Source organism: Actinacidiphila epipremni (assembly GCF_012034175.1).
Taxonomy (GTDB): Bacteria; Actinomycetota; Actinomycetes; order Streptomycetales; family Streptomycetaceae; genus Actinacidiphila; species Actinacidiphila epipremni.
Genome location: NZ_JAATEJ010000040.1, coordinates 1 through 21,750 on the forward strand (window position 1 = coordinate 1; position 21,750 = coordinate 21,750).

At 76.5% G+C, this 21,750-nt stretch carries 22 protein-coding genes; 8 read left to right on the forward strand and 14 right to left on the reverse strand.

Annotation, left to right across the window (positions count from 1 at the left end; genetic code table 11):
• Both HCN08_RS32520 and HCN08_RS32525 read left to right on the forward strand, forming a co-directional pair.
• The coding region (locus HCN08_RS32520) for a phosphatase domain-containing putative toxin (protein ID WP_322974815.1) at positions 1-736 on the forward strand (736 nt) is incomplete at its 5' end.
• A gap of 86 nt (positions 737-822) precedes the next feature.
• Positions 823-1,101: a hypothetical protein gene (locus HCN08_RS32525; RefSeq protein ID WP_167986922.1), complete on the forward strand. Its 279-nt coding sequence runs from the start codon at positions 823-825 to the stop codon at positions 1,099-1,101.
• A 16-nt stretch (positions 1,102-1,117) separates the two neighbouring features.
• Here the strand turns inward: HCN08_RS32525 and HCN08_RS32530 are convergent, their stop codons facing one another.
• Positions 1,118-2,017 carry a LysR family transcriptional regulator gene (locus HCN08_RS32530; protein WP_322974816.1) on the reverse strand — a complete coding sequence of 300 codons (900 nt, stop codon included), beginning with the start codon at positions 2,015-2,017 and terminating at the stop codon, positions 1,118-1,120.
• A gap of 87 nt (positions 2,018-2,104) precedes the next feature.
• Here HCN08_RS32530 and HCN08_RS32535 point away from each other — a divergent pair, with 87 nt between their 5' ends.
• Entirely contained in the window at positions 2,105-3,628 is a 1,524-nt protein-coding gene (locus tag HCN08_RS32535; protein WP_206319519.1) for an MFS transporter, read from the forward strand.
• A 39-nt stretch (positions 3,629-3,667) separates the two neighbouring features.
• On the opposite strand, the gene HCN08_RS32540 is transcribed toward HCN08_RS32535, so the two are convergent.
• Positions 3,668-4,324 carry an HhH-GDP family DNA glycosylase gene (locus HCN08_RS32540; RefSeq protein ID WP_167986924.1) on the reverse strand — a complete coding sequence of 219 codons (657 nt, stop codon included), beginning with the start codon at positions 4,322-4,324 and terminating at the stop codon, positions 3,668-3,670.
• 186 nt (positions 4,325-4,510) lie between these two features.
• Here HCN08_RS32540 and HCN08_RS32545 point away from each other — a divergent pair, with 186 nt between their 5' ends.
• The gene (locus HCN08_RS32545) at positions 4,511-5,821 is read left to right on the forward strand and encodes an alcohol dehydrogenase catalytic domain-containing protein (RefSeq protein ID WP_167986925.1); all 1,311 of its coding nucleotides are present in this window, start codon (positions 4,511-4,513) and stop codon (positions 5,819-5,821) included.
• 105 nt (positions 5,822-5,926) lie between these two features.
• Here HCN08_RS32545 and HCN08_RS32550 read toward each other — a convergent pair whose 3' ends face one another.
• Positions 5,927-6,472, reverse strand: coding sequence for a cysteine hydrolase family protein (locus tag HCN08_RS32550; RefSeq protein WP_167986926.1), 546 nt, complete (start codon positions 6,470-6,472; stop codon positions 5,927-5,929).
• Between the two features lie 197 nt (positions 6,473-6,669).
• Here HCN08_RS32550 and HCN08_RS32555 point away from each other — a divergent pair, with 197 nt between their 5' ends.
• Positions 6,670-7,053, forward strand: coding sequence for a DUF3040 domain-containing protein (locus HCN08_RS32555; protein ID WP_167986927.1), 384 nt, complete (start codon positions 6,670-6,672; stop codon positions 7,051-7,053).
• 28 nt (positions 7,054-7,081) lie between these two features.
• On the opposite strand, the gene HCN08_RS32560 is transcribed toward HCN08_RS32555, so the two are convergent.
• Positions 7,082-8,752: an ATP-binding SpoIIE family protein phosphatase gene (locus HCN08_RS32560; protein WP_167986928.1), complete on the reverse strand. Its 1,671-nt coding sequence runs from the start codon at positions 8,750-8,752 to the stop codon at positions 7,082-7,084.
• A gap of 151 nt (positions 8,753-8,903) precedes the next feature.
• On the opposite strand from HCN08_RS32560, the gene HCN08_RS32565 reads away from it, so the two are divergent.
• Together HCN08_RS32565 and HCN08_RS32570 are read left to right on the forward strand one after the other, a co-directional pair.
• Positions 8,904-9,923 (forward strand): dihydroxyacetone kinase subunit DhaK, encoded by a 1,020-nt coding sequence (locus tag HCN08_RS32565; RefSeq protein ID WP_167986929.1) that lies wholly within the window; start codon positions 8,904-8,906, stop codon positions 9,921-9,923.
• A gap of 38 nt (positions 9,924-9,961) precedes the next feature.
• A complete protein-coding gene (locus tag HCN08_RS32570) occupies positions 9,962-10,729 on the forward strand; it encodes a DAK2 domain-containing protein (protein WP_167986930.1) in 768 nt (255 codons plus the stop codon).
• Positions 10,730-10,749: 20 nt separating this feature from the next.
• Here HCN08_RS32570 and HCN08_RS32575 read toward each other — a convergent pair whose 3' ends face one another.
• A complete protein-coding gene (locus tag HCN08_RS32575) occupies positions 10,750-11,442 on the reverse strand; it encodes an HAD family hydrolase (protein WP_322974821.1) in 693 nt (230 codons plus the stop codon).
• 327 nt (positions 11,443-11,769) lie between these two features.
• Positions 11,770-12,708: a ScbA/BarX family gamma-butyrolactone biosynthesis protein gene (locus HCN08_RS32580; RefSeq protein ID WP_167986932.1), complete on the reverse strand. Its 939-nt coding sequence runs from the start codon at positions 12,706-12,708 to the stop codon at positions 11,770-11,772.
• Positions 12,709-12,847: 139 nt separating this feature from the next.
• Here HCN08_RS32580 and HCN08_RS32585 point away from each other — a divergent pair, with 139 nt between their 5' ends.
• Positions 12,848-13,561, forward strand: a complete 714-nt coding sequence (locus HCN08_RS32585) for a ScbR family autoregulator-binding transcription factor (protein WP_407648922.1) — start codon at positions 12,848-12,850, stop codon at positions 13,559-13,561.
• A 2-nt stretch (positions 13,562-13,563) separates the two neighbouring features.
• Here the strand turns inward: HCN08_RS32585 and HCN08_RS32590 are convergent, their stop codons facing one another.
• From HCN08_RS32590 to HCN08_RS37020, 8 genes are all read right to left on the reverse strand, one after another.
• On the reverse strand, positions 13,564-15,093 hold the full coding sequence (locus HCN08_RS32590; RefSeq protein WP_322974817.1) for a N,N-dimethylformamidase beta subunit family domain-containing protein: 1,530 nt from the start codon (positions 15,091-15,093) through the stop codon (positions 13,564-13,566).
• A gap of 3 nt (positions 15,094-15,096) precedes the next feature.
• Positions 15,097-16,137, reverse strand: a complete 1,041-nt coding sequence (gene hypE, locus HCN08_RS32595) for a hydrogenase expression/formation protein HypE (protein ID WP_167986962.1) — start codon at positions 16,135-16,137, stop codon at positions 15,097-15,099.
• Between the two features lie 55 nt (positions 16,138-16,192).
• Entirely contained in the window at positions 16,193-17,317 is a 1,125-nt protein-coding gene (gene hypD, locus HCN08_RS32600; protein ID WP_167986933.1) for a hydrogenase formation protein HypD, read from the reverse strand.
• Positions 17,314-17,670, reverse strand: a complete 357-nt coding sequence (locus HCN08_RS32605; RefSeq protein WP_240970665.1) for a HypC/HybG/HupF family hydrogenase formation chaperone — start codon at positions 17,668-17,670, stop codon at positions 17,314-17,316. The genes hypD and HCN08_RS32605 overlap by 4 nt, the downstream gene beginning before the upstream one ends.
• Before the next feature lie 83 nt (positions 17,671-17,753).
• On the reverse strand, positions 17,754-20,114 hold the full coding sequence (gene hypF / locus HCN08_RS32610) for a carbamoyltransferase HypF (protein WP_167986934.1): 2,361 nt from the start codon (positions 20,112-20,114) through the stop codon (positions 17,754-17,756).
• Positions 20,111-21,079, reverse strand: a complete 969-nt coding sequence (gene hypB / locus HCN08_RS32615; RefSeq protein ID WP_167986935.1) for a hydrogenase nickel incorporation protein HypB — start codon at positions 21,077-21,079, stop codon at positions 20,111-20,113. Before hypB ends, hypF begins: the two co-directional genes overlap by 4 nt.
• A 3-nt stretch (positions 21,080-21,082) precedes the next feature.
• Positions 21,083-21,484: a hydrogenase maturation nickel metallochaperone HypA/HybF gene (locus tag HCN08_RS32620; RefSeq protein WP_167986936.1), complete on the reverse strand. Its 402-nt coding sequence runs from the start codon at positions 21,482-21,484 to the stop codon at positions 21,083-21,085.
• 158 nt (positions 21,485-21,642) lie between these two features.
• On the reverse strand, positions 21,643-21,750 hold the full coding sequence (locus HCN08_RS37020; protein ID WP_407648923.1) for a DUF6893 family small protein: 108 nt from the start codon (positions 21,748-21,750) through the stop codon (positions 21,643-21,645).

Here is a 21,750-nt window from a genome sequence, read left to right on the forward strand (position 1 = left end):
ACAGCGCTTGTCCCCGCTCCCCTCTCCCCAAGCCCCGCCCCGGCCCGCCGCCGCGCCGGCCTCGGCGCCACGGCTGCCGTTCGACGGCCGGGCGCTCGCCCGGCGTACCGGCAGGTACCTGCTGTACTGCCTGCTCGGCTACGGCGTGCTGTGGGCCGGCTCGGTCGGCGGCATGCTCGCGCTCAGCGGGTGGGCCCGGCACGACGCGTCCGGCGGCCGGCACACCGAGGCCGGCATCAACCACTTCCTGCGCGTCGACGGCAAGGTGTGGCGCGGCTCGGCCCCCACCGAGGCCGGATATCGCGAGCTGGCCCGGCGCGGCATCCGCACCGTCGTCGACCTGCGGGCGGAGAAGCTGCCGCCCGCCGACCTCGCCCGCCCCGCGCAGGCCGGCCTGGCCTCCGTGCGGCTCCCGGTCCGCGACGGCCAGACGCCCACCCGCGCCCAGGTCGACGCCTTCCTCGCGGTCGTCCGCGACTCGCCGGGCCCGGTGTACGTGCACTGCGGCGCGGGTGTCGGCCGTACCGGCTCCATGACGGCGGCCTACCTGGTGCGCACCGGCCAGGCCACCTCGCGCCAGGCGGCCCTGCGCACCCTCGCGGTCGGCCCGCCGTCGATCGAGCAGGTCTACTACGTGCTGCACGTCTCGCCGGGCGACAGCGACCAGCCCCCCATGCTGGTGCGCGGCGTGAGCCGGCTGCTCGACGCCCCGCGCCGGATCCGCGCCTCCCTGTAGCGCCCGCGCGCCCGGAATGCCCGCTGGGGCAATGGGTACCCGAAGTGCTTGAGGACCCACGCGCCACCGGCAGCGGAAGGAGCGCCATGGGACCGCGGAACACCCGCCGGCGTGCACGAGCCGGCACCGAACCGATCCGGGCCAAGTCCGCACTGGGCCTGCGGCTGCTGCTCTCCCTGGTCTACGCGCCCCTCTTCCTGGCCGGCGCCGGCCTGCTCTCGTGGTGGGCGGCCGTCTCCGAGCCGGGCGACTCGCCGGGCCGTACCGTCCTCGTCGTCCTGGCCGCCATCTGCCTGGCCCTCGCCCTGCTGGCCACCGCCGACGCCACCCGCCTGGCCCGCCGCCGGCACCGCACCACCACCTGAGGGCCCGCAACCCGACTCAGCGCAGCGCCGCCGCCAGTGTCTCCCGCAGCCACCGGTGCGCCGGATCCGCGTCGAGCCGGGCGTGCCACAACTGCCGTACGTCGATCGGCGGAAGCTCCGCCGGGATCGGGAACGCCCGCAGCCGCAGCGCCCGGGCGTGCGCCTGAGCCAGCCGGGCGGGCAGGAGGCCCACGTAGGTACTGGACGCCACCAGCAGCGCCGCCACCGCGAAGGTCGGCACGACCACCGCGACCCGGCGGCGCAGCCCCGCCGCCTCCAGCACGTCGTCCAGCGGGCCCCGGGCGCGGCCCCGGCGGGACGCCGACACATGCGGGTGGGCGCACAGCTCCCGCAGGGTCGGCGGGCGGTCCCGGCCCAGCGGGCTCGCCTCCGCGACGACACCCACCACCCGCTCCCGGTACAGCAGCGCCGACCGCACGTCCGGCGCGGTGTCGTCCCCCGCCCCGATGTCGAGGTCCACCGTGCCGTCCCGCAGCGCCTCCAGGCTCTCGTTGCCCTCCGCCACGAACCGCAGCACCACCCCGGGCGCCACCGCCGCGGTCGCCTCCACCGCCGCCGAGGCCAGCGTCGCCGCGACCCCGTCGTTGATCCGCACGGTGAACGTACGCTCCAGGTCCGCCGGGCTGACCTCGCGCTCCGCGCCGACCAGCGCCGCCGCCTCGTCCAGCAGCGACCGCACCCGGGGCGCGATCCGCAGCGCGTACGGCGTCGGCGCCATGCCGCGGCCGGCCCGCACCAGCACCGGGTCGCCCATCGCCCGCCGCAGCCGGCCCAGCGCCCGGCTGGTCGCCGGGATCGACAGGTGCAGCCGCTCCGCCGCGGCCGTCACGCTGGATTCGGCCAGCAGGGCGTCGAAGACCCGCAGCAGGTTCAGGTCCAGATCGGTCGCCGTCACACCGGCCAGCATAGTTGCGCCGCACGCAAAAGCACCTTGCCGAAGTTGCGTGGCACGCCACCCGCCGGCCTGCCTAGCGTCACCGGCATGGGAAACAACGTCCTCGAACCGGCCGGCGCGCCGGTCACGGCCCCGCCGCCCGAACCCCGCCAGGGCCCCCTGCTCGCGGCGATGTGCGCCTGCGTCGCCCTCGTCGTCGGCATGGTCGCCGCCGTCAACCTCACCGTCCCGATGCTCGCCGCGAGCACCCTGCACCCCGGCGCCTCCGCGCTGGTGTGGATCGTCGACTCCTACGTCGTCGTCTTCGCGTGCCTGGTCATCCCCGGCGGCGCCGCCGGGGACCGCTTCGGCCGCAAGGGCGTGCTGCTGGCCGGGCTGCTCCTCTTCGCCGCCGGCGCCCTGCTGTCGGCCGCCGCGCCCGGCCTGCCGGTGCTGCTCACCGGGCGGGCGGTCACCGGCGTCGGCGCCGCCGCCGTGCTGCCCAACACCCTCGCGGTGCTGCTGCACGCCGTGCCGCCCGAGCGCCGGGCCGCCGCCATCGCCACCTGGGCCTCGATGACCGGCCTCGGCGGCGTCGCCGGCAACGTCGGCGGGGGAGCGGTGCTCAGCGGCGGGTCCTGGCGCTGGCTGTTCGCCGCCGCCGTGCCGCTCGCCCTGCTGCTCGCCGCCCTCACCGCGCGCGTCGCGCCCGTCTCCGCCCGGCACGACCGCCGCCTCGACCCGCTCGGCGCCCTGCTGCTGGTCGCCGCGTCCGTCGCGCTGCTCGTCGGCATCGTCCAGGGCCCCGAATCCGGCTGGGGAAGCCCGGTCGTCCTCGGCGGCTTCACCGGCGCCGCCGCCCTGTTCACCGCCTGGACCCTGGTCGAACTGCGGGTCCGGCACCCGCTGCTCGACCCGCGCCTGTTCCTGCTGCCGCGGCTGCGCGGGGCGTGCCTGGGCATGACGGCCGTCTTCTTCGGCATGTTCGGCCTGTTCTACGTCAACGCCTCGTTCCTGCAGTACGGCAAGGGCTTCGGCGTGCTGCGCACCGGCCTGGGCATCGTGCCGCTCACCGTGCCGATCGTGCTCGGCGCCCGGCACGTCGGCAAGCTCGCCCACCGCATCGGCCTGGACGCCACCGTCGCGCTCGCCTTCGCCCTCGTCGGCGGCGGCATGCTGGGGCTGTCCACCAGCGGCACCGGCACGCCGTACGCCGCCTACGCCGGCTGGCTCGTCGTCATCGGGGCCGGGGTGACGCTGGCCCTGCCGACGCTGTCCGGCGCGATCGCCGGGTCCCTCCCGCCGGCCCAGGCCGGGGTCGGCGCCGGACTGCAGTCCACGACCCGGGAGTTCGGCAGCGCCCTCGGCGTCGCCGTCATCGGCACCGTCCTCACCGCCCGCTTCCACGACGCCCTGCCACCGGACATCCGCGCCCACGGCGAGCCGCACACCGTCGCCCAGGCCCTCGCCGCCGCGGGCCCCGCCCGCCGGCACGACATCGTGACCGCCTTCGTGACCGGGGCCGACGCGGGGCTGCGGTACGTCGGCGCCGCCGTACTGCTCCTCGGCGCGCTGCTCGCGGCTCTCCCGCTGCTGCGCGCCCGCCGCCGCCCGGCCCGGGCCGACGGGTGAGCGCGCGGGCCGCCGGCGCAGGCCGGCCGGGGGGCGGGCTCAGGCGTGCGCGGCCTCGCGCACCGCCTCCGGCGCCTTCTTGTCCAGCGCCACCCGCACCAGCGCCGCCGCCACCACGGCAGGCTCCGCGTCGTCGGTGAGCTCCAGCAGCGCCCCGGGCTTGGCCGGCAGGTCCAGGGCACGGGCGCCCTGCATCGCCTTGCCGTCGAAGTACGGCGCCGCCTCCGGCCACACCGCCTGCGCCTCGCGCAGGAAGATGTCGGCGCCGGCGGGCCCGACGCCCGGGAACTCCTGCAACGCGGTCCGCATCGCGTCCACGTCGCCGTCCGCCTCCTCGCGCAGCTCGCGCAGGTCGCCGCCGTACCGCTGCTGCGCCAGCCGCGCGCCGTCGCCGAGCTGCCGGGCGGTGCGCTCGTCGTAGCGCCGGTAGCCGCCGCGGCCCAGCGCGTCGACCCGCTCCTGCCAGGTGGCGTCCGCCATCCGCCGCGGGTCGCGCATACCGGCCGCCGACAGCTCCTTGGCCGCCGCGACCGCGATGTTCGCGCTGATCCGGGCACTGAGCAGATCGGCCAGGACCAGCAGCTGCCACAGCGGCTGCGGGGTGTTCTTCAGGCGGATGCCCGCGTCCTGCGCATAGGTGTGCCCGCAGGTGTCCAGCAGCGCGTGCATGACGTCCCGCCGGGTGGTGCCGGCCATCGCAAACCACCTCCCGTGAATGCGTTCGACCTGCGGGTACCCGTACGCCCCCGGCCCAACCGCCGTGCGGCGGGCGATCCGCCGTTTACGGCCCGCCCCGCCGGACACCCGCCACGGGGCGGGCCCGGTCCGCGCCGGCCGCCCGCGCCCGTAGGCCCGTACGCCCGTCCGAGGGAAGTGATGTACATGAAGGCCGTGGTCTGGCACGCGATCGGCGACATCCGGCTCGACGACGTACCCGAACCCAAGATCCAGGACCGCTACGACGCGGTGGTGCGTATCACCGCCTCCGCGATCTGCGGCACCGACCTGCACTTCGTCCGCGGCACCATGCCCGGCATGGCGCCCGGGCGGATCCTCGGCCACGAGGCCGTCGGCGTGGTGGAGGAGGTCGGCTCGGGCGTGCGCGACTTCCGCCCGGGCGACCGGGTCGTCGTGCCCTCCACCGTGGGCTGCGGCAGCTGCTCCTACTGCCGGGCCGGCTACTACGCCCAGTGCGACCGGGCCAACCCCGGCGGCCCGCAGGCCGGCACCGTCTTCTTCGGCGGCCCCGAGGCGGCCGGCGGACTCGACGGCCTCCAGGCGCAGTACGCCCGGGTGCCGTACGCGCACGTCGGCCTGGTACCGCTGCCGGACACCGTGGACGACGCGCAGGGCGTACTGCTGTCCGACATCTACCCCACCGCGTGGTTCGGCGCCCGGCTCGCCGAGATCGGCACCGGCGACACCGTCGCGATCCTCGGTGGCGGCCCGGTCGGGCAGGCCGCGGTCGCCTGCGCCCGGCTCCAGGGCGCGGGCCGGATCATCCTCGTCGACGGCGTGCCGGGCCGGCTGGACCTCGCGGCGCGCCAGCATGCCGAGGTCGTCGACTTCAACGCCGAGGACCCCGTCGAGGCCATCAGGGAGCTCACCGGCGGCATCGGCGTGGACCGGGTCGTCGACGCGGTCGGCGTGGACGCGCAGCGCCCGGCGCGCGGGCCCGCCGCCGAGCAGGCCGCGGGCCGCGCGGAGCAGGACGAGCGGGAGCGGGCCCGGGCGGCCCCCGACGCCCGGCCGAGCGGCGACACCTGGGTGCCGGGCGACGCGCCCTCCCAGGCCGCCCGCTGGGCGGTGCGGGCGGTCGCGAAGGCCGGCACGATCGGCACCGTCGGGGTGTACCCGCCGCGGGTGGAGACGTACCCCTTCGGCGAGGCGTTCATGAAGAACCTCACGCTGAAGTCCGGCAACTGCAACCACCGGGCGATCGTGCCGCACCTGGTCTCGCTGGTGGCGGCCGGCGCGCTCGACCCGTCCCCGCTGGCGACCCGGTGGCCCGCCGTCGAGGACGTCATCGAGGCGTACGCGTCCTTCGACCGCCGCGAGCAGGGCTGGACCAAGGTCGCCCTGGACTTCGGCGGCGAGGGCCGTATGCCGCCGGCCTCCGGCGAGCACGCCGGCTCCGGCGCGGCCACCACCGCGGGCGCCGGCGGCACCCGCGCCGCCGGGCAGGGCGGCTGACCCGCCGCACACCCGCAGCCGCCGCACCCGCAGCCGCCGCCCGCGCAGACGGCGGCCGGAAGGCCGGCGGCCCGAAGGCGGGTCGGCGGCCGGGAAGCGCGCGGCTCACCAGTCCATGTCGTCCACGTCGACGATCCGCGCGCCCATGTTGCGCTCCATCATCCGCAGCGCCGCGTCCGCCAGGTCCGGGTGGATGTGGGCGACGGCGTCGCGCAGCACGGTGACGTCCAGATGCCGGATGTGCGCGTCCAGCGCCGAGTAGAGCACGCACTGCTCGGTGGCCTGGCCGCACAGCACCACATGCCCGACGCCCTGCTGCTGGAGCAGGTACTCCAGCGGCGTCTGGTAGAAGACCGAGTGCCGGGCCTTCACCACGAACAGCGCGTCCTCGTCCGGCAGCACCGGCTCCACCAGCTCCGCGTGCGGGCCCTTCAGCGCCGCCGTCACCAGCTCGTCGTGGTGCGAGCGCCAGCGCCCGAAGTTGTCGTTGACGTAGATGACGTCGGTGCCGTGCCGGCGCGCGGCCTCCAGCGCCCTGGTGACGGCGGGCAGCGCCTCGCGCACCGACTCCACCAGCAGGTCCGCGTCCGGGTGGTCGTAGGTGTTGATCATGTCGACGACCACCAGCGCGGACGTCCCGTGCCTGTCCATGCCTCCCATCCTGCCTCCGCGCCCGGGGGCGTCGCGGCCGGCGGCACCGGGCGAGCCATGTCAGAAATAACCCTTATGGGGCGATTGCGAGTTCCGTTCCGCGGGTAGTCGGCGGACAAGGGCGGGTCGCAGCCGCGGGTACGGACGGCGAGCACCCGCGACGGTTGCCGGGCCTCTCGGGGGTGAGGAGGCGCACGATGGTCCTTTCCCTGCACGAACGACGCGTGATCGCCGACATCGAGCGGTCGCTCACCCGGGAGGATCCCGGGCTGGCCAGGACGCTCGCCGACTTCGGCCGGTCCCGCCCGGAGCCGCTCCGGGCGCCCGAGCCGGCCCCGCCGCCGCTGGAGGAACCGGCCGGCGGCGCCCCGCGCGGTCGCCGGGTCACGGCGTGGGCGAGCGTCCTGGCACTGGTGCTGCTGTTCACCGCGCTCGCCCTGTCGGCGGCCGGCCTGCTGCTCGCCGCGAGCGCAGCCGCGCTCGCCGGTGTGGCGTGCTGGGCGGTGCACCGCGGCGGCAGGCGCCGCCGGCAGGAGGCACCACCGGGGTCCGTGCGCGGCGGGCCCGGACGCGGCGGGTGAGCCCGCCGCCCGGCCGGACCACGGGTGGTCAGCCGTCCAGCGGCTGCTCCGCCCAGATGGTCTTGCCCTGCGGGGTGTAGCGCGTGCCCCAGGTATCCGCGAGCTGTGCCACCAGGAACAGCCCGCGGCCTCCCTCGTCCGTGCCCGCAGCGTGCCGCAGGTGCGGCGAGGTGCTGGAGGCGTCGGCGACCTCGCACACCAGCCGGTCGCCGCGGATCAGCCGCAGCGTCAGCGGCGGCCGGCCGTAGCGGATCGCGTTGGTGAGCAGTTCGCTGACGATGAGCCGCATCGTCGCGGCCTCGTCCTCCGCGCCCCACGCCGTGAGCTGCCCCGCCGCGAGATCGCGGGCCCGCGAGACGGCCGCGGGCTCCGGCGGCAGCTCCCACGACACCACATCGGGGGCGGGCACGGGCCGCGGCCGGGCGAGCAGCAGCACCGCGTCCTCGTCGGCCGGCCGCCCTTCGCGCAGCGCGTCGGCCGCGTTGCCGGCCATCTCCTCCAGCGAGTCGGCCGGCTCCTCCAGCGCCCGCAGCAGGGCCGCCGGCGGCCCGCCGCCGTGGCCGCGGGCCGGGCCGCCGGCGTGGAAGGCCAGCACACCGCCGTCCGGGATGTCCCAGGTGACCGTCTCGAACGGCACCCCGTGCTCGCCGAACGGCCGGCCCACCGGCATGTCGAGCGCTTCCGGCCGCCGCCCCGGCCGGACCAGCACCGGCGGCGGATGGCCGGCGCTCGCGGCCTGGCAGCGCCCGCTGACCGGGTCGTAGAAGGCCACCAGGCACGTCGTGGTGACGCCGTTCGTCTCCCCGGCGGCCTTGTTCGTGGCGACGAGCCGCCGCACCACATGGTCCAGATGGGTGAGCAGCTCGCCGGGCGCCAGGTCCATGCTCAGCAGCGCCCGGATCGCCGAGCGCGCCCGCCCGGCCCGCGCGACCGCCTGCATGCCGCGCCCGGTGGCGTCGCCGGCGATCAGCGCGACCCGCGCGCTGGACAGCGCGATCACGTCGCACCAGCTGCCGCCGGCGCCCCGGTCCAGCCGCCCGGGCAGATAGCGCCGGGCGTGCTCGACGGACGGGTGCGCGGGCACGACATCGCGCAGCAGCGCGTGCCGCAGTGCCTCCAGCGAGCGCGTCTCGTGCGTGGCGCGCCGCGCGTTGTCCAGGCACGCACCGCCGTACCGGCCCAGGCCCGCGGCCACGTCCAGGTCGTCGCGGTGGAAGCGGGCGTACTCGCGCCCGCGGTAGAGGTGCAGCAGGCCGAGGACAGCGCCGTGCGCGGCCAGCGGCACGACGACCACGCCGTGCGCCGCGACCGCGCGCGCCTCCGCCGGCAGCCAGGCCGCGCCCTCGGCGGCCTCGGCCACCAGCTGCGGGCCGCCACCGTCCAGGCACCGCTCGTACGGGCTGCCGGGGTGGTAGCCGACCTCGGCCCCCACCGCGGCGCCGCCGCGCGGCTGCCCCGACGGGCACACCGCGGCGCGCCGCAGCGTCACGGCCCAGCCGTCGACCGGCCCCGGCGGCGGCTCCTCGCCGTCCGTGACGCCGTCGAAAAGATCCACCACGGCCAGCTCCGCGAGAGCCGGCACGGCGGCGCGGACCAGCTCGTCCGCGGTACGCGCCACGTCCAGCGTGCTCCCGACCGCGGCGACGGCCGCCCGCAGCGCGTCGTCCCCCGCCGCGTGCCGCCTCGTCAGCCTGGTCACGCCCCCAGTGTCGGCCGCCCCCCGCGCCCCCGCCACCCGGTGCCGGGCCGGCGACCCCCGGCGTCGGCCGGCCCGGCACCGGCCCCGACCGGCATCGGTTGCCGGACGGCGGCGCAGACCTGACGATGATGAGGGGACAGGAGGTCGCGCCATGAGCCTGTACTTCGCCAACGCCCTCCCCGACCTGGTGGACGACGCGCTGGCCGGCTTCGCACTCGCCCACGCGGACACCGTCCGCTGGGACGAGCGGGACGGCTATCTGCGTGCGCTGCATCCGGCGCCCACCCGGCGGGTCGGCCTGGTCTCCGGGGGCGGTTCCGGACATGAACCGCTGCATCTCGGCTACGTCGGCACCGGCATGCTGGACGCCGCGTGCCCCGGCCGGGTCTTCGCCTCGCCGCACAACCGCCAGGTGCTCGCCGCGGCCCGCTCGGTCGCCCGCGAGGACGGTGTGCTGCTGCTGGTGAAGAACTACACCGGCGACCGCATCAACTTCGGCATCGCCGCCGAACGGCTCGCCCACGAGGGCATCGCCTGCGGCCGGGTGCTGATCGACGACGACGTCGCCTCGCAGTCCGCGGAGTCGGCCACCGGCCGCCGCGGCACCGGCGCCGCGGTGCTGGTCGAGAAGATCCTCGGCGCCGCGGCCGACGACGGCCGCGGCCTGGCCGAACTGGAGGACCTCGGCGCCGCGCTGGTGGCGCGCAGCCGCAGCCTCGCCGTGGCCTCCGCCTCGCACACCTCCCCGGTCACCGGGGAGCCCGCCTTCACCCTGCCGCCCGGCACGCTGGAGTACGGCGTCGGCATCCACGGCGAACGCGCCGCCCGCACCCTGAGCACCCGCTCGCTGCGCGACCTGGCCGAGGAGATGGTCGCCTCGCTCGCCGAGGCACTGGACCTGTCAGGGGACTCCCGGCTCATCGTGCTCGTCAACGGCCTGGGCGGAGTCACCCGCCTTGAGCTGTACGCGGTGCTGCGCGAGGTCGCGCTGCTGCTGGACAAGCGCGGTGCCACCACCGTCCGCACCCTCGTCGGCGACTTCGTCACCGCGCTGGACATGCGCGGCTTCTCCGTCACACTCCTCGACGCCGACGACGAGGTGCTGCGACTGTACGACGCCCCCGCCGCCGCTCCCGCCTGGCCCGCCCGCCCGGGGCGGACCACCCGCTAGCGGGAGCAGCGGTGCCGCCGACAACGGGAGGACGCACCATGAGCGACACAACCACCCGACCGGAGCAGACCGGGCCACTGGCCTTCGCCGACTTCACCCACCGCTGGGTGCACGGCTTCGCCGCGACGGCGACGGCGACGGAGACCGAACTGACCGCGCTGGACCAGCAGGTGGGCGACGGCGACTTCGGCATGAACCTCGTCGCGGGCCTCCAGGCGACCCTCCGGCTGCTGTCGCCGCCCACCGGCGACGCCGCATTGCCGACCGGCCGCGCGGTCACCCCCGCAGGCCCCGCCGCGGGCACCCCGCCCCCCGGGCGGGCCGCCCCCGACGCGTCACCGGCGGCGCCGCTGGCCGCCGCGGCCACCGCCTTCCTCGACGAGGTCGGCGGCACCAGCGGCCCGCTGTTCGGCCTGCTCTTCCAGGAACTGGCCGACGCGGTGCGCGAGGGCGGTGCAGGCTCGCCCACCGCCGCCCTCGCGGCCGGCGTGCGCGGCGGGCTCGCGGCGATCCAGCGGGTCGGCGACGCCGAGGTCGGCGACAAGACGCTGGTGGACGCGCTCGACCCGGCCGCCCGGGCACTGGCCGCGGCCACCACCGACGACCCGGCCCAGGCGCTGGGCGAGGCCGCGGGAGCGGCCTGGCGCGGTGTGCACGACACCACGCGCAGCACCGCCCGCCGCGGCCGGGCGAGCTATCTCGGCGACCGGGCCGCCGGCGTCCCCGACCCGGGAGCGGTCGGGATCGCGCTGCTGTTCACCGCCGCCGGCGGCCCCGTCACCTCGCTCGCGCCGCTGCTGCACTGAGCGGCGGGTACGCCCCGGCCTCAGCGGCCGAGCGCCTGCGCCACCCGGCGCCCGGCCCACTCGAAGACGTCCGGGTCGTCGAGCCGGCGCACCCACAGGTCGACGTCCGAGGCGGCCTCCTCGCCGGGCCACGGCCCGACGCCGATGACCCGCAGCCCCGCCCGCAGCGCCGCCTGCACGCCGCACGCCGAGTCCTCCACGGCCAGCGCCCGCTCGGGACGGGCGCCGCACAGCCGCACCGCGGTGAGGTAGACGTCCGGCGCGGGCTTGGGCCGTACCGCGGAGTCGGGCACGACCACATGGTCGAAGTACGACAGCAGGCCCGCCGTGGACAGGCAGGTCTCGACCACGTCGGCCGGGCAGTTGCTGGCGACCGCCAGCGGCGCGAACTTCGCCGCGTTGGCCACGAGCTCTGCGGCTCCCGGCATGGTCGTGGGCTCGGCCGCGACCAGCGTGCGGAAGTGGTCGAGCAGCGCCTGCGTGAGCTTGCCGGTCAGCTCGGGGCGGCCGGCCTCGTCGGCCATGAGCTGGCCGCACTCGGTGTAGTGCACTCCCTTGGCGCGCTCGGCGAAGCCGGGCGCGGCCTGCAGGCCGTACTCGCGCAGCGTCAGCTCGCGCGCGTCCTGCCAGTGCCGCTCGGTGTCCATGAGCGTGCCGTCGCAGTCGAAGACGACCGCGTCGGGGGTCCAGGACAGCAGCCGCGCCCGCTTGATGCGCGCTGCCGCCGGGCGCTGCGCGCCGACCGGGGCGGTGCCCGGGGCGCCCGGCGCCCCCGGGGGGAGCGAGGGGTCCGTCGGTGACGGGGAAACGGAAAGGGGGATGTGGTTCATTGGCGAGATTCCGTTCAGGAATGCCCGAGCACACGTAGGAAACGCCCGTCTGCTCCGGCGGCGAAAGCGGCCCGGCACACCGTCGCGAAACCGCGACACGCGCGAGAAAGCGCACGGTGGCAGGCCCCTGGCGGTCACCCGCGCCACCGGGAACCACCAGGAACATAACGATCGTTACGTTATTGACGACGACGAACGGTAGTCAAGTAATTACGGCGTGTCGCGCAGAAGTCGCGCGAAACCCAGTGCCCCGTAGGCCGTCACCGCGCCGCCCTGGCGGATACGGAAAAGGCAGGTCCGGTGGTGTGCGACCGCCTCCACGCGGGCGGGCGGGTCGTACTCGGTGAAGCGGGAGGCCGCCATCACCCCGCTGACCGGTCGCAGCAGCCGCCCGCCGCTCGCCTCGGCCGCGCCCTGGCGGGCCGCCTCCAGCAGCACCATGCCGGGCATGTGGTCGCTGGCGTGGTCGAAGTAGAACGGATGCCCGAAGTCGGCGGGCTCCACCGCGAGCGCCCCCGCCCGCCGCGCCACCACCACGTCGCCCGGGCGCGCCACGCCGACCGCCGCCGGGTCGGGCCGCCCGTCCGGCGCGGACGCCGGCAGCCGGGCCTCAAGCCGCCGGCCGCGCACGGCCGCGTACCGCTCCGGCGGCAGGAAGCGCGCACCGCCTCCGGCCTGCGCGAACAGCCGTCCGCCGGCCCGGAAGGAGACCGCGAGGCGCAGCGCCGTCAGCCGGCCGTCGGAGCGGCGCCGCGGGTCGGCGATGCTGACCGCGCAGGTGACCTCGGTGCAGCCGGCCACCGGGTGCGGCTCGTGGTCGGGGTCGAGGACGAAGTACAGGTCGTCGATGAGCATCCGGGTCGTCGGCGGCATCCCGAACCACCGCAGCGGCAGGTAGATCCCCAGCTGCCGCAGCGTCTCGACCACCAGCAGCGGGCTGTGCCGGCCGCTGCCGTCGGCGGAGAACGTCGGATGCGAGCGGGGCCAGCACGCCGCCGCGTGGAAGCCGCCGGCCGGATCCCCCCTGACGTCGGTCAGCAGCACCTCGGCCACTGATGTGCGATGCACCATCTCCCGCGGAACGGTCCGCGACCAACTCAGATCGCGGGCGCGATCCGGGGCGGGTGGAGCGCTGACCAAGTTTTTCATATAACAAGAGAAACGTGCGTTCGGGAAATTCGCACCCGGATTGCTTCGTGGATGTAACGGCGGGAAGTCGCGCAGGCGCTAGATTGCATCCCGTTGGCGACCGGGCCGCGCACAGATGGCGGCAAGTGGAAATTGCGGAGTGGATGTGCAGGAACGCGCCGAGACGACACGCAGGTATCTGGTCGAGGCCGCGGCGCAGCTGTTCGAGGAACGCGGGTACGCGGGCACCAGCATCAGCGACATCAGTGCCCGCTCCGGCCGCACCAGCGGCGCGATCTACTTCCACTTCAGCAACAAGGAGAAGCTCGCGCTCGCGGTCGTCGGTGCGACGCTGGCCACCTGGCCGGCACTGATCGCCCAGGTCCGGACCGCGGCGGCGCCGGCCGTCGACAAGCTGGTGTCGCTGAGCTTCGCCGTCGCCCGCGCCTTCCGCGACGACGTCGTGGTACGCGCCGGGTCCCGGCTGTGGATGGAGCGCAAGGCCATCGACGCGCCCGTGCCCGGGCCGTTCCAGGCGTGGATCGACACGGTCACCGAACTGCTGCGCGAGGCACGGGCCGCGGGGGAGCTGGCGCCGGGCGTGGCGCCCGACACCGCCGCGCTCACCGTCGTCTACGCGTTCTTCGGCCTGCACACCGTCTCCGACGCCCTCGACGGCCGGGCGCGCATCGAGGAGCGGCTGCGCGGCATGTGGGAGGTGCTGCTGCCGGCCCTCCAGACCGACCCCGACACCCCCGCCCTCCTCGACCGCGCCCACGCCGCCGCCCCGTCGGCGGACCCGGCCCCCTCGGCGGACCCGGACCCGGACCCGGACCCCGACCAGGACCCGGATGCCGCGCCGGCCCTGGCGTAGCGTCAGCGGCCGTACAGCGCGCCTGCGTTGTCCCGCGGCGCCGGGCGGTGCCGCGCGGCCGGGCCCGCCGCGAAGCCGGCCAGGACGTTCTCGGTGGCGCGGGTGACGAAGGCGCCGGTGCGGGCGTCCATGCCGTGGTCCGCGCCGTCCGCGTCGGTGCCCGCCATCAGGGCCTCCACCCAGCGCATGGTCCCGGTGGCGAAGACCCCCGCCCCGCCCGGCGCGGTGTAGTACGCCGAATCGGCGTAGCTGCGGCGCCCCTTGCACGTCAGCGGCGAGTGCGCGAGCACCTCGATCGGCGACGGCGTCGGCGCGTCCGGCGTGACCCGGTCGTACTCCACGCCCACCAGGTGCGGGAAGCTCTCCCCGCGCCGCACGCCGGTGCCCGCGAAGACCCAGTGCCCCGGGCTCTCCACCACGTAGGGCGCGTCGGCGGGATAGCCCTCGTACAGCACACCGGTCAGCGACGACTCCGGGTCGGCGCCCGGCCCCGAGCGGAAGTCGGTGGTCGCCATGCCGGGGTGCCGGGCCAGGTACGGATCGGCGTGGAAGGCGTTCTTGTAGCACACCACCGTGCGCGGCGCCCCGTCCGCGCCCGGCTCCAGCCGCACCCGCCGGTAGCAGGTGTTCGCGCCCAGGAAGACCAGGTTGGTGCCCGCGTCCCGGGCCGCGGTGACATGCCCGCGCTGCTCCGGCGTCCAGTACTCGTCGTGCCCGAGCGCCACCGCCGTCGTCGCCCCGCGCAGCACGGCCGGGTCGCGGTGCACGTCCAGGCCGGTGGTGTACGCCAGCGGGATCCCCAGCCGCTCCGCCAGCACCACCGCGGCCCGCTCGTAGACCAGGAACTTCTCCGCCCCGCTGCCGGCGTACGGCCGGTCGAAGGACACCGCGAGCGAGCGGTGCTCGTAGGTGTGGTCGCGCCCGCGGTAGAGGCTGTAGCCGCCCCAGTCGTTGTACGCCTGCCAGGTCGCGGCGGCGTGCATCAGCAGCGTGCGGCCCGCCGCGCCCGCCGAGCGCACCACCAGCGGGACGTACCGCTGGTGGCCGGAGTCCGCCTCCAGCCGCAGCAGGTACGCCCCTTCGGGCCAGCCGTGCGCGGCGACCTCCAGGCTCGGCTCCCAGCCGGCCCCCACCGTCCGCCGCGGCACGGCCAGCGCCGGCCGCGCCTGCCGCCGCCCGGCCACCGTGCCGGACGACCACACGAGCGCCGCCTGCCGGCCGGCGTACCAGCCGACCCGGAAGGCCGAGACGCGGAACGCCCGGGCGGTGGTGGACACATGCAGCCGGAAGCTCTCGCCGGGCCGCACGCTGACCTTGTCCGCGTACCCCTGGACGGCCTCGTCCGGCCCGGTGGAGGCCAGCTCCCAGGCCGCCGTGCCCGGCCCCGTGCCGGGCGGCCGGCGCCGCGCGGGCGACCCGCCGCCGCAGCCCGCCGCCACCGCGCCGGACGCCGCCGCGACCACCGCCCGCCGGGTCAACCCGCGCCGGCCCCCGCCCGCGCGGGCGGCCCCGGCGCCCGTCGCCCCGGCCACGGCTCAGCAGATCCGCGGCAGCTGCTCGCCGACCGGCAGGTCCACCACCCGGGTGCCGCCCAGGCCCGTGCGGGCCACGACCATGCCCGGGTGGTCCGCCACCGCCTCGCCGACGACCGCCGCGCCCGCGCCCTGCGGATGCGCCCGCATCGCCGCCAGCACCGCGTCCGCGTGCCCGCGCGGCACGAACGCCACCAGCCGGCCCTCGTTGGCCACGTACATCGGGTCCAGCCCCAGCACCGCGCACGCGTTGGCCACCGCGGGCGGCACCGGGACGGCGCGCTCGTTCACCACCACGCCGACACGCGCCGCCCCGGCGATCTCGTTGAGCGACGCCGCCAGGCCGCCCCTGGTCGGGTCGCGCAGCACATGCAGGTCCGGCGTCACCTCCAGCATCGCCGCCACCAGCGAGCCCAGCGGCGCGGTGTCGCTGACGACCTCCACCCCGAACTCCAGGCCCTCGCGCACGCTCATCACCGCCACCCCGTGCGCGCCGATCGGCCCGCTGACGATCACCACGTCGCCGGGCACCACCCGCTGCGGGCGCAGGTCCACCCCGGCCGGGACGAGCCCGATGCCCGCCGTGTTGAGGTAGATCCCGTCGCCGTGCCCGGACTCCACGACCTTGGTGTCGCCGGTCGCCACCTCCACGCCCGCCGCCCGGGCCGCCGCGCCGATCGCCTGCGCGACCCGCGCGACCACCGCCATCTCCACGCCCTCCTCCAGGATCACGGCGCAGGACAGGTACGCGGCCCGGGCGCCGCACATGGCCAGGTCGTTGACCGTGCCGTTGACCGCGAGGTCCCCGATGCAGCCGCCGGGGAAGAACAGCGGGCGCACCACGTAGGAGTCGGTCGAGAAGGCCAGCCGCGCCCCGCCGAGGGTGACCGCCGCCGCGTCGCCGAGCTGCGCCAGCACCTCACCGCCGAAGGCCGGCGCGAACACGTGCTCCACCAGCTCCGCCGACATCGCCCCGCCGCCGCCGTGCCCCATCACCACCCGCGGCTGGTCGCGCAGCGGCGCCGGGCACGTCCACCCCAGCATGTCCACCGGCGGCGGTCCCGCGGGCGCCGGGAAGGTCTCGGGCAGTCCGGACAGCTCAGACAACGGAGGTCGCCTCCTGGCGCGCCGGGGCGGCGTCCAGCCGCCGGTAGAGGTAGTACGCCGCGCACGCGCCCTCGCTGGAGACCATCGTGGCCCCCAGCGGCGTCCGCGGGGTGCACACGGTGCCGAACGCCTCGCACTGGTGCGGCTTGAGCAGCCCCTGGAGCACCTCGCCGGCCCGGCAGGCCGCCGGCTCCACGGTGTCGATGCCGTGCACCGAGAAGCGGTGCTCGGCGTCGAACTCCCGGTAGCGCTCCGCCAGCCGCCAGCCGCTGCGCGGGATCACCCCGATACCGCGCCACGCCCGGTCGGTGACCTCGAAGACGTCGTCGAGCATCGCCCGCGCCGCCGGGTTGCCCTCGGCCCGCACCGCCCGCGGGTAGGCGTTGTCGACGGTGTGCTCACCGCGCTCCAGCTGCTCCACCGTGCGCCGCACGCCCTCCAGGATGTCCAGCGGCTCGAAGCCGGTGACGACGATCGGCACCCGGTGCCGCTCGGCCAGCGCCGGATACTCGCCGGTGCCCATCACGCTGCACACATGCCCCGCCGCCAGGAACGCCTGCACCCGGCAGTCGGGGGAGCGCATGATCGCCTCGATCGCCGGCGGCACCCGCACATGCGACACCAGCAGGCTGAAGTTGCGGATGCCGAGCTTGCGCGCCTGGTGGACCGTCATGGCGTTGGGCGGCGCGGTCGTCTCGAAGCCGATGCCGAAGAAGACGACCTGGCGGTCCGGGTTCTGCTGCGCGATCCGCAGCGCGTCCAGCGGCGAGTACACCACCCGTACGTCGCCGCCCTCGCCGCGCACCCCGAACAGGTCGCGGCCGGTGCCCGGCACCCGCAGCATGTCGCCGAACGAGCAGAAGATCACCTCGGGCCGGGAGGCGATCTCCAGCGCCTTGTCGATGACCTCCAGCGGGGTCACGCACACCGGGCAGCCGGGCCCGTGGATCAGCTCCACCTCGTCGGGCAGCAGCTGGTCGATGCCGTGCCGGATGATGGTGTGGGTCTGGCCGCCGCACACCTCCATCAGCGCCCACGGCCGGGTGACGGTGGCGTGGATGCGGTCCAGCAGCCGCCGCGCCAGGTCCGGGTCCTGGAACTCGTCGATGTACTTCACCGCAGCGCCTCCCGCGTGCCGTCCGTGCCGTCCGTGCCGTCCGTGGTGCCCGTGCCGTCCGCGCCCGGCGCCCCGGGGGCGCCGCCGCTGTGCGCCGCGGCCTCCCACGGGTCGCCGAACTCCTCCTGGAGCACGCCGAGCTCGGCGAACAGCTCCAGCGTGCGCAGCGCCGACTCCTCGTCGAGCCGCTGCAACGCGAAGCCGACGTGCACGATGGCGTACTCGCCCACCCGCAGGTCCGGCAGGTACTCCAGGCACACCTCCTTCACGACGCCGCCGAAGTCGACACTGGCCATCCGGGTGCCGTCCCGGTCCTCGATCTCCAGCACTCTGCCGGGCACCGCCAGGCACATGGGCTCTCCTTGCTGTGGGTGGGGGGATCCGTGGGATACGCGGGTGGACGCCGGGGCCGTCCGGTATGCGGGGGAGCGGCGGTTCATCCGCCCCCGCCGCGGCGGGCGGCGACCACGAGCTGGCCGAGCGCGAGGCCGCCGTCGTTGGGCGGCACCAGCCGGTGAAGCAGCACCGTGAAACCGTCGGCCCGCAGGCCCTCGGCGCAGCCCCGCGCCAGCAGCGCGTTGCCGAACACCCCGCCGGTCAGCGCGACGGTGTCCAGGCCGTGCCGCTCGCGGGCCGCCGCGCACACCTGCCGCACCAGCGCGGCGACCGCCCGGTGGAAGCGCGCCGCGACGCCGCCGGCGCCCACCCCGGCCCGCAGGTCCGCCACCACCGCGGCCAGCACCGGCCCGGGGTCGGCGACCAGCTCGGCGTCCCCGGCCGCGCCGGGCCGCAGCGCGAAGGCGTAACCGGGGTGCAGGCCGCCGCCGGGCCCGGCCGCCAGCGCCGCCGCCTCCAGCTCCACGGCCGGCTGCGCCTCGTAGCCGGCCAGCCGGCACACCCCGGCCAGCGACGACACCGCGTCGAACAGCCGCCCCATGCTGGAGGTCGGCACGCAGTTCAGCCCGCGCTCCAGCTGCCGCTCCAGCACCCGCAGTTCGTCCGGCGGGCAGGCCGCGACCGGCGGCAGGTCCGGCGCCCAGGCCAGGCCCGCGGCCCGCAGGTGCGCCAGCGCCATCCGGTACGGCCGGCGCACCGCCGCGTCGCCGCCGGGCAGCGGTACGTACGCCAGCCGGGCCAGCCGCGCGAAGCCGTCGTAGCCGGCGAGCAGGAACTCCCCGCCCCACACCGCACCGTCGTCGCCGTAGCCCGTGCCGTCGAAGGCGACCCCGACGACCCGGCGGTCCGCGCCGAGCCCGTGCTCGGCCATCGCCGCCGCCACATGCGCGTGGTGGTGCTGCACCCGCACCACCGGCCGGCCCTCGGCGTGCGCCCGCGCCCACGCCGCCGAGCGGTAGCGCGGATGCCGGTCGGCGGCCAGCACCCGCGGCCGTACCGCCGTCACGTCCGACAGCTGCCCCAGCGCCTGCTCGAAGGCCCGGGTCGTGGCCAGGCCGTCCATGTCGCCGATGTGCCCGGACAGCCACGCGCGCCGCCCGGCGCCCAGGCACAGCACGTTCTTCAGGTCCCCGCCGACCGCCAGCGCCGGCTCCACGTCCACCGGCAGCGCGACCGGCAGCGGCGCGTAGCCGCGCGAGCGGCGCACCAGCGACACCGCCCCGTCCACCACCCGCACCACCGAGTCGTCGCACGGCACCCGGATCGGCCGGTCGTGGACGAGGAAGGCGTCCGCGAGCGGCCCCAGCCTCTCCAGCGCCTCGGCGTCGTCGGTCACGATCGGCTCACCGGAGACGTTCCCGCTGGTCATCACCAGCGCCGCCGGCCCCGGCGGGTCCCCGGGCAGCCCCAGCAGCAGATGGTGCACCGGTGTGTACGGCAGCATCACCCCGATGTCGGGCGCCCCCGGCGCCACCGCGCCCGCGACGCCCGGGCGGCGCGGGCGCAGCAGCACGATGGGCCGTACCGGCCCGGTGAGCAGCTCCCGCTCCCGCGGCCCGGCCTGCGCGAGCCGCCCGGCGCCCGCGAGGTCGCGCACCATCACCGCGAACGGCTTGCCGCCGCGGGCCTTGCGCCGCCGCAGCAGCGCCACCGCGGCCTCGTCGCCGGCGTCGCACGCCAGGTGGTAGCCGCCCAGGCCCTTGACGGCGACGATCGCCCCCGAGGCCAGCAGCGCCCGGGCCGCCGCCACCGGGTCTCCGCCGCTGTCCGCGCCGCCGGTGTCCGGGCTGCCGGGGACGACGAGCCGCAGCCGCGGGCCGCAGTCGTGGCAGGCGATCGGCTGGGCGTGGAAGCGCCGGTCGGCCGGGTCGGCGTACTCCGCCGCGCACGCCCCGCACATCGGGAAGCCGCCCATCGTGGTGTGCGCCCGGTCGTACGGCAGCCCGGTCACGATGGTCAGCCGCGGCCCGCAGTTGGTGCAGCTGATGAACGGGTGGCGGTACCGCCGGTCGCCCGGGTCGGCGAGCTCGGCCAGGCAGTCCGCGCACGTCCCGGTGTCGGGCGGCACGAGCGTACGGACCGGGCCGCCGCCGCGTGAGGGCACGATGGCGAAGCCGCTGCCGCCGGTCACGGCCAGCTCGCACAGGTCCACCGACTCCACCGCGGCCAGCGGCGGCGCCCCCGGCCCGACCCGCTCGCAGAACCGGGCCACCGCGCCGGGTGGGCCCTCGACCTCCGCGACGACGCCGTCCCCGGTGTTGGTGACATGGCCGGCGAGCCCGAGGGAGGTCGCGAGCGCGTGCACGTAGGGGCGGAAGCCGACGCCCTGCACCACGCCCGTGACGGTCACCCGGCTGCGCCGCCGCGGCCCGGCGGCGGCCTCCACGGGGGCCTGCGTCATGACCGCGCGGTCACCGCGCCGGGCCGCCCGCTCGCGGCGGCGTGCCCCGGGGCGGGTTCGCGCGTGCCTTCGGGTGTGTCCTCGTGCGGGTGAGGGCGCCCGGGCGCGTGCGCGCCGCCCTGCGCGTGCGCGTGGGACGCCGGAAGGGCGTGCGGATGCGCGTGCACGCCCTCCGGCGCACCGCCGTGCCCGTGGTCATGCATGCGGTCGTGCGTGTGCTCGTCCTCGTGCGGGTGAGCGTGCCCGTGGCCGCCGTGCGTGTGCCCCGCCGCCGTGCCGCCGCGCGCCATGACCGGCGCGTGCACCGGCCCGCCGTCCGCCGCGGCCGTCGCCCGGTCCAGCAGCGCCCCGGCGCCCAGCCCGCCGCGCACCGACGTCAGCAGCACCTCCACGCCCGGGTTGACCTGCTCCACATGCGCCCGGAAGGCCGCCTCGTCGAAGCCCACCGCCTGCGCCAGGTCCGCCTTGGTCACCACTACCAGATGGGCGAGACCGAAGGCGGCCGGGTACTTCAGCGGCTTGTCCTCGCCCTCGGTCACCGAGGCCAGCGCCACCCGCAGCGTCTCGCCGAGGTCGTAGGAGGCCGGGCACACCAGGTTGCCGACGTTCTCCACGAAGAGCAGCCGCGTGCCGTCCGGCAGCCAGCCGTCGAGGTGCCGGGCGAGCATGTGCGCCTCCAGGTGGCACAGCCCGTCGGTGAGCACCTGCTTGACGGGCGCACCGGACCTGGCGAGCCGTCTGGCGTCGTTCTCCGTCGCGAGGTCCGCGGTCAGCGCCGCGACCGGCAGGCCGCGCTCGCCGGCGAGCAGCAGCTCCTGCTCCAGCAGCGCGGTCTTCCCGCTGCCGGGGCTGGAGAGCAGGTTGACCACCGTCGTGCCGCGCGCGGCGAGCCCGGCGCGCAACTCCTGCGCCCGGACGTCGTTGCCCGCCAGTACGGCCTGCTGCAGGTCCACCACTCGGCACATGCTTCAGCGCTCCTCACCGGTCGGTTGCCGTTCCCGGCGCTGCCCGCCGGATGTGCCGGCGTCGTCGAACCGCACGCCGGTGATCTGCAGTTCACGGCCCGAGACCAGCTCGGCGGCGGCCGTGCCGCACACCGGGCAGCACAGGTCCGGCGGCATCCCGACCGCCCACTCGTCCGCGCACGGCAGGCACCGGGCGCGCCCCGGCACGGTCTCGGTGACCAGCCGGGCGTCGGCGAGCAGCGTGCCCTCGCAGCCGAGCCCGAAGCCGAACGACAGCGCGTCGGGCACCACTCCGGCCAGCTCGCCGACCTGGAGGTGGACGCTGTGCACACCGGTGGCGCCGGCGGACCGCGCCGCCTGCTCCACCTGCTCGATCACCGCCATCGCGATGGACATCTCGTGCATCGTTCATCCCCTGCCGACCGGCCGCCCGGCTCCACTAAAGGACCCGGCGGCGCCGCCCGGCCGCCGCCACGCGGCCGGCGCCGCGCGCGACTACCCGTTCGGCGCAAGGCGCCCCGCGCTGATGCCGCGCGCCGGCGCACCGGCCCACCGCCCACGGGTCACATCGCGCGCATCCGCAAGTAGCGCCGGATGTCCGGGAGTACCTGCGCCAGCGCCGCACCCATGGCCGCCGCGACGGCCCCGACGGTCAGCAACTTCTTCACCAT

Bases quoted from the DNA above. Each gene is read 5' to 3' on its own strand.
- HCN08_RS32545 (WP_167986925.1), top strand. From the start codon at position 4,511: ATGAAGGCCGTGGTCTGGCACGCGATCGGCGACATCCGGCTCGACGAC.
- HCN08_RS32570 (WP_167986930.1), top strand. From the start codon at position 9,962: ATGAGCGACACAACCACCCGACCGGAGCAGACCGGGCCACTGGCCTTC.
- HCN08_RS32580 (WP_167986932.1), bottom strand. From the start codon at position 12,708: ATGAAAAACTTGGTCAGCGCTCCACCCGCCCCGGATCGCGCCCGCGAT.
- HCN08_RS32535 (WP_206319519.1), top strand. From the start codon at position 2,105: ATGGGAAACAACGTCCTCGAACCGGCCGGCGCGCCGGTCACGGCCCCG.
- hypB (WP_167986935.1), bottom strand. From the start codon at position 21,079: ATGTGCCGAGTGGTGGACCTGCAGCAGGCCGTACTGGCGGGCAACGAC.
- HCN08_RS32565 (WP_167986929.1), top strand. From the start codon at position 8,904: ATGAGCCTGTACTTCGCCAACGCCCTCCCCGACCTGGTGGACGACGCG.
- HCN08_RS32620 (WP_167986936.1), bottom strand. From the start codon at position 21,484: ATGCACGAGATGTCCATCGCGATGGCGGTGATCGAGCAGGTGGAGCAG.
- HCN08_RS32540 (WP_167986924.1), bottom strand. From the start codon at position 4,324: ATGGCCGGCACCACCCGGCGGGACGTCATGCACGCGCTGCTGGACACC.
- HCN08_RS37020 (WP_407648923.1), bottom strand. From the start codon at position 21,750: ATGGTGAAGAAGTTGCTGACCGTCGGGGCCGTCGCGGCGGCCATGGGT.
- hypF (WP_167986934.1), bottom strand. From the start codon at position 20,114: ATGACGCAGGCCCCCGTGGAGGCCGCCGCCGGGCCGCGGCGGCGCAGC.
- hypE (WP_167986962.1), bottom strand. From the start codon at position 16,137: ATGCTGGGGTGGACGTGCCCGGCGCCGCTGCGCGACCAGCCGCGGGTG.
- HCN08_RS32550 (WP_167986926.1), bottom strand. From the start codon at position 6,472: ATGGACAGGCACGGGACGTCCGCGCTGGTGGTCGTCGACATGATCAAC.
- HCN08_RS32605 (WP_240970665.1), bottom strand. From the start codon at position 17,670: ATGTGCCTGGCGGTGCCCGGCAGAGTGCTGGAGATCGAGGACCGGGAC.
- HCN08_RS32525 (WP_167986922.1), top strand. From the start codon at position 823: ATGGGACCGCGGAACACCCGCCGGCGTGCACGAGCCGGCACCGAACCG.
- HCN08_RS32555 (WP_167986927.1), top strand. From the start codon at position 6,670: ATGGTCCTTTCCCTGCACGAACGACGCGTGATCGCCGACATCGAGCGG.